This window comes from Rhodococcus sp. EPR-134, assembly GCF_001647205.1.
Lineage (GTDB): Bacteria > Actinomycetota > Actinomycetes > Mycobacteriales > Mycobacteriaceae > Rhodococcus_F > Rhodococcus_F qingshengii.
In genome coordinates this window covers 1-5,341 of record NZ_LVCT01000809.1, presented here as the reverse complement: position 1 = coordinate 5,341, position 5,341 = coordinate 1, and the positions used below count along the sequence as shown (strand labels likewise).

Annotated in this window: 7 protein-coding genes; 2 read left to right on the top strand and 5 right to left on the bottom strand. The window is 64.8% G+C overall.

Features of this window, described 5'->3' with window-relative positions:
- Positions 1-940, top strand: a 940-nt coding sequence (locus tag A2J01_RS34750; RefSeq protein WP_197494363.1) for an LCP family protein, incomplete at its 5' end; no start/stop codon positions are given.
- Between the two features lie 72 nt (positions 941-1,012).
- Positions 1,013-1,708, top strand: a complete 696-nt coding sequence (phoU, locus tag A2J01_RS34745; protein ID WP_064114480.1) for a phosphate signaling complex protein PhoU — start codon at positions 1,013-1,015, stop codon at positions 1,706-1,708.
- Positions 1,709-1,766: 58 nt separating this feature from the next.
- On the opposite strand, the gene A2J01_RS34740 is transcribed toward phoU, so the two are convergent.
- From A2J01_RS34740 to A2J01_RS34720, 5 genes are all read right to left on the bottom strand, one after another.
- Positions 1,767-2,513: an SDR family oxidoreductase gene (locus A2J01_RS34740; RefSeq protein ID WP_003940029.1), complete on the bottom strand. Its 747-nt coding sequence runs from the start codon at positions 2,511-2,513 to the stop codon at positions 1,767-1,769.
- A 90-nt stretch (positions 2,514-2,603) separates the two neighbouring features.
- Positions 2,604-3,341, bottom strand: coding sequence for an urease accessory protein UreD (locus A2J01_RS34735; RefSeq protein ID WP_047271073.1), 738 nt, complete (start codon positions 3,339-3,341; stop codon positions 2,604-2,606).
- Positions 3,341-4,084, bottom strand: a complete 744-nt coding sequence (ureG, locus tag A2J01_RS34730) for an urease accessory protein UreG (RefSeq protein WP_003939705.1) — start codon at positions 4,082-4,084, stop codon at positions 3,341-3,343. Before ureG ends, A2J01_RS34735 begins: the two co-directional genes overlap by 1 nt.
- Positions 4,077-4,766 (bottom strand): urease accessory protein UreF, encoded by a 690-nt coding sequence (locus tag A2J01_RS34725; RefSeq protein ID WP_007733855.1) that lies wholly within the window; start codon positions 4,764-4,766, stop codon positions 4,077-4,079. Before A2J01_RS34725 ends, ureG begins: the two co-directional genes overlap by 8 nt.
- A 4-nt stretch (positions 4,767-4,770) precedes the next feature.
- Positions 4,771-5,341 (bottom strand): amidohydrolase family protein (locus A2J01_RS34720; RefSeq protein WP_156519493.1); only part of this gene is annotated, 571 nt, incomplete at its 5' end.

Below are 5,341 nucleotides of genomic sequence, written 5' to 3'. Positions count from 1 at the left end.
AGACGGCATCCTCGGAACCGTCCTCGCCTCCGGCGGCACGCAGATGCTCGACGGCCGTACCGCCCTCAACTACGTGCGTGCTCGCCACGTCGAAGCCGAGGGCAACGGCGACTACGGGCGCATCACCCGTCAGCAGAAGTTCCTGTCGGCGCTGCTCCGCTCGGCCCTGTCCAACCAGGTCCTCCTGAATCCGAGCAAGCTCAACGGATTCATCAACGCCTTCACCAGCGACACGTTCGTCGAAAACATCGACACCAAGTCACTGGTCACCCTCGGTCGCTCGCTCCAGAACGTCGACGCAGGCGCGGTCACGTTCTTGACGGTCCCCACGGACGGCACCAACGACTGGGGCAACGAGATTCCTCGCACGGACGAGATCAAGTCCCTCTTCCAGGCGATCATCGACGACGATCCGCTTCCGGGTGAAGAGCGCGAGGACACCACACCGTCGTCGACCAGTTCCACGACAACCGCTCCTACGTCCAGCACGCCGCCGGCCGCCACTTCCGTCGAGGCAATGAGCGCCTACAACATCTCGGTCGACGTCTCCAACGCCTCGGGAATCGCCGGGCAGGCCGCGACAATCGCCGACAGCCTCGCGGCCTACGGTTTCCAGATCTCCACAGTCGGTAACTTCAGCGCAGCCACCGGCCTGGCGAATGCCCAAGCGTCGACCACCGTCGTGCGCTACGCCGCAGGTTACGAGGCTGAAGCGGTGACCGTCGCGTCCTCGATTCCCGGCGCGGTTCTGGTTCTCGCTCCGAGCATGGGAGACATGATCGAGGTCGTCGTCGGAAGCAATTTCGCCGGCACCGTCGTCGCCCCCGCGGACCCGGGAACCATCCTGGCGGCAAATCCGACGTCGGTCGACACCAGCACCTCGACGGCTCTGCCCGCCGACATCGCCAGCGTCAACGCCGGCGACACCACCTGCGACTGACACGCGTTCATTCACCTTGCGTTCACCTGGTGCTTGTGACTTGGTCTTTCACGGCACGTAGGCTCTGACCTCATGCGCGTGGCTTACAACGAACAGATGACCGAGCTTGCAGACACGCTCGGCGAGATGGCAGGACTGGCAGGTGCCGCTATGGAGCGCGCCACCCAGTCCCTGCTCCAGGCAGACCTGTCCCTGGCAGAACAAGTAATCGGCGAACACGACAAGATCACCGAACTCAGCACCATCTGCGAGGAGCGCGCGTTTGCGTTGCTCGCCTTGCAGGCTCCCGTTGCCGGAGATCTGCGCTCGGTGGGCAGCGGAATCCAGATCGTCGCCGACATCGACCGCATGGGCGCACTCGCCCTGCACGTCGCCAAGATCGCGCGCCGCCGACATCCCAACCACGTGCTTCCTGAAGAGGTCAACGGCTACTTCGCCGAGATGGGACGCATCGCTGTCTCCATCGGCGCGGCCGCCAAGGTCGTCCTCGAGACCCGCGACCCCGAGCGCGCTGCCCGTCTGCGCGAAGAAGACGAAGCGATGGACGACCTCCACCGCCACCTCTTCACCGTCCTCATGGACCGTGAGTGGAAGCACGGCGTTGCCGCCGCAGTCGACGTCACGCTGCTCGGCCGCTTCTACGAGCGATTCGCCGACCACGCCGTCGAGGTCGGCCGACGTGTCATCTTCCTGGTGACCGGCAAGCTGCCCGAAGAGCCCGAATCCACCGAGAAGGTCGACAACCTCACCTCGTACCCGGATCTCTGAACCCAACCGTCCACGTGAGTAAAAGGCGGCCGCGCACTTGCGCGGCCGCCTTTCCTATTCAGTTCTCGTGCAACCAGGTTTCCAACGTGGGTCCTGCAGTTGTGGATCCCGGCGCGGGCAGCAACGCCCCACCCTTCATCGCCTTACCCGCTCCCGGCATCGAGATCGGGATCAGCCACTTACGTCGGCCACGGTATTTCAAGATCTCGCGCGTCATGGCCGGGATCTCGAGGACCTCGGGCCCGGCCAGGTCCGGAGCCCTCCCGGTCGGACCGTTCTGAGCGCAGGTCACGAGCGCCTCGGCAACGGTCTTCGCTGCCACCGGTTGTGACCGCATCCGAGGAACCATCGCGATCGGCCCCAGTCCGAACAGCGCGATCGTCTTCTCGCCGAACTCGAACCACTGAGTGGATCGCAGGATCGTGAAAGGAATACTCGACGCTTCCACCGCGCGTTCCTGCGCAGCCTTCCCCTGGTAGTAACCGAAGGACTTCAATCGCGGATCGTCGCAGTTCACGATCGAGAGCAGCACGTGATGCTTAACGCCGGCTCTGGCTTCGGCCGCGGCGATGTTCTTCGCTGCCGTCTCGAAGAACTCGATTGCCTTCTTGGCACTGTTGGTGACGTGATCACTCACGTCGACGACCACGTCGGCACCGACAAATGCTTCGTCCAACCCCGCACCCGTGGAGATGTCTACTCCCGTCGATCGAGCGGCGGCGACGACGTCATGGCCCCCGATTTTCGCCTGCTCGACGACCAGCTTTCCCATCTGGCCGGTTCCGCCCAGAACAACAATTCGCATGATGCCTCCGTCAAACCCGTGCGCCCGGCTCTCTTCGGCCTGGTCACATACTGGACGACGCAGCCTCCCGAGGTGTGACGGTCGGGCGAATCAGTCGCTGTACTTCTGCGAAACCCGCCCACGCCACCGCGACCAGATCGGATCCAACGCTGCGCTCGCCTCGTGTGCGTGATCGGCCACGGCCCGTGCCAGCATCCCTGCTCCCGCCAGCGGCGTCACGTGCCCTTCGACGTCGTCGGAAGTCTTGATCCCCAACAGCATGGTCGTACCGAGCACGCGATGGCCACCGAGAATTCCCGGCAGCGAACGGCCCGGCACGCTACGCAGGTCGAGAGTTTCCACGAGCAGCGCGTCACCGTCGACGGTAATGCGCTGATCCGAGCGAAGGGCACCGCCGGTTTCGCCGGTCCGGCCGAACACGATCATCTCGTCGAGCAGCGCAACCGCATCGGATTCCAGTGAAATATCCACGCGCCTGGTCACATCCGCGCCGCCCGCGACGACAAACGGTGCCGCGCGCCAGATCAGCGCCGCACCGGCGCCGACGCTCGCCGAAGCCGACCACGACGCCCGGCCGCCACGCGCGTTGTACGCGACGGTCCCCGACGGCTCGATCACCTCGAGGCACGTACCCGGAGCGACTACGAATTCGATACGCAGGTCGTCGCCGGCCAGCAGCGTTGCACTGTGGCCTACCAAGGCAATTCGCACGGTGAGCCCGCGAGCGTCGACGAACCGCGGGGCCAGGAAGTCGCCCGAGATCAGCTCTCGCGCAACAGCGGTGTCACCCACTCTCTCGACGACGACCCGCGTAGCTCCAGTGCGCATCAGTGAGCGTGAGAGTGGCTGTGCCCGTGACCGTGACCGTGGTCTTCTTCATCGGCATGGAAGTGCGGCGCCATCGGCCCCGGATCCTGCGGGGTGTGACTACCCGCGCGATGAGATGCGATGACCTGGCGGAGCCACGCACTGAGCTGGTCGATCGTTGAGTGATCCTTCTGGCTGAGCGCGAGAACGGGAAGTCCGTCACGCGCGGCCGTGGCATCGGCAACCATCTGGACCGCGTCGACGTCGACGTACGGGGCCAGGTCGATCTTGTTGACCACCAACAGATCTGCCCGCTCGATTCCGGGACCGCCCTTGCGTGCGACGTCTCCGCCGCCCGCGACGTCGATGCAGAAGATCTGGGCGTCGACCAGTGCCGGGCTGAACGTGGCGGTCAGATTGTCACCGCCGCTTTCCACGATCACCATGTCGAGGGGATGGAACTGACGCTCGAGGTCTTCGACCGCAATGAGATTCGGCGTCACGTCGTCACGGATGGCCGTGTGCGGGCACGCTCCGGTCTCGACTGCGACGATGCGCTCGATCGGAAGTACGTTGGCCGCGCGCAACAGTCGCGCGTCCTCGTCGGTGTAGATGTCGTTGGTGACCACCGCGATCTCGTACTCCGCCGCGAGTTCGCGGCAGATGGTGGCGATGAGGGTGCTTTTGCCGGTGCCGACGGGGCCGGCAACGCCGAGCCTCAAACCTCTTGCAGCAGTGGTGGTGTTGTTCAGGTTGTCAAGCACGGAAAATCCTCCTGGATCGAGCGTGGTGTTCGAGTGACCATTGTTCGACCAACGGCCCTGTTGTTGCGGGTATATCTGCGACGCCCTCGACGGCTACGGCAGCCGCGGCGACGGTTTCGATGGTCGGGGCTGCTCGGAGCAACCATTCGACCGGTTCTGCCGGATCCACCGGCAGTAGCTTCAATGCCGCCGACGCCACCGTTTGGGCGTCGTCGTACAAACAAGATCTGGCTGCCTGTAGGTCGTCCATCCCGGAGACCGCCGTGAAGACGCCCAACGCGAGCGGACGCATCGGATGCCCAGGCAGCGCCATGAGCATCTGCACCGCGGGGTGCTGCGGCCACAATCGCGACGCCAGTCTCGCCAGCCCACGGCCGAGCTGAATCGACGCCTCACGCAGCGGTGCGCTGGGAGTCCGAGCGAGCAGTTCCCTCGAGATGTCCTCGAGTTCGCCTGCACTACCCTCACTTACGGCCCAGCGGCGCGTGACCACCGTTGAAGCGGCCTCGACAAGTCCGACGGTTTCGAGTCGACCGCGAATGAAGTCAGGGACCTGACTCTGCAGGAGTCCGCCCGCCAGTGCCGGTTCCAACCCCGACGAGTGCGCGTGACCGCCGGTAGGCAGACGCCCGTCTGCCAAGAGCATCGATGCTATCTCGGCAGATGCCGTCTCGATCGACATGGTTTCAGAACAGCATGTAGCGCTGAGCCATCGGCACCACGTCAACGGGGTTGGGCGCGATCAGGTCGCCGTTGACCTTGATGGCAAACGTCTCCGGATCGACGTCGATGGACGGCAGCGCCGTGTTGTTCGGCATGTCCGCCTTGGTGAGGTGTCTCGTCGGACGAACACCGGTAAGGGTGCGGGTGAGACCGAGACGATCGGCCAGACCGTCCTCGATGGCCATCGGAGAGACGAACGTCGTGGACAGGTGCGGGGCCGATCCCGGAGTCGCCGCGATGGCCGGGCGAACGAACACCGGCTGCGGGGTCGGGATAGCAGCATTCGGATCACCAAGCGGCGCAGCAACTATCGCCCCGCCCTTGATCACGGCAGAAGGACGGACTCCGAAGAACGCGGGATCCCACAGCACCAGGTCCGCCATCTTCCCGGCCTCGACCGAGCCGATCTCGTGATCGATACCGTGCGCCACCGCGGGGCAGATCGTGTACTTGGCGACGTAACGCCGCGCACGCTCGTTGTCGGCCGGCATGCTGGTGCCCAGCTTGCCGTACTGGGCCTTCATGACGTGAGCC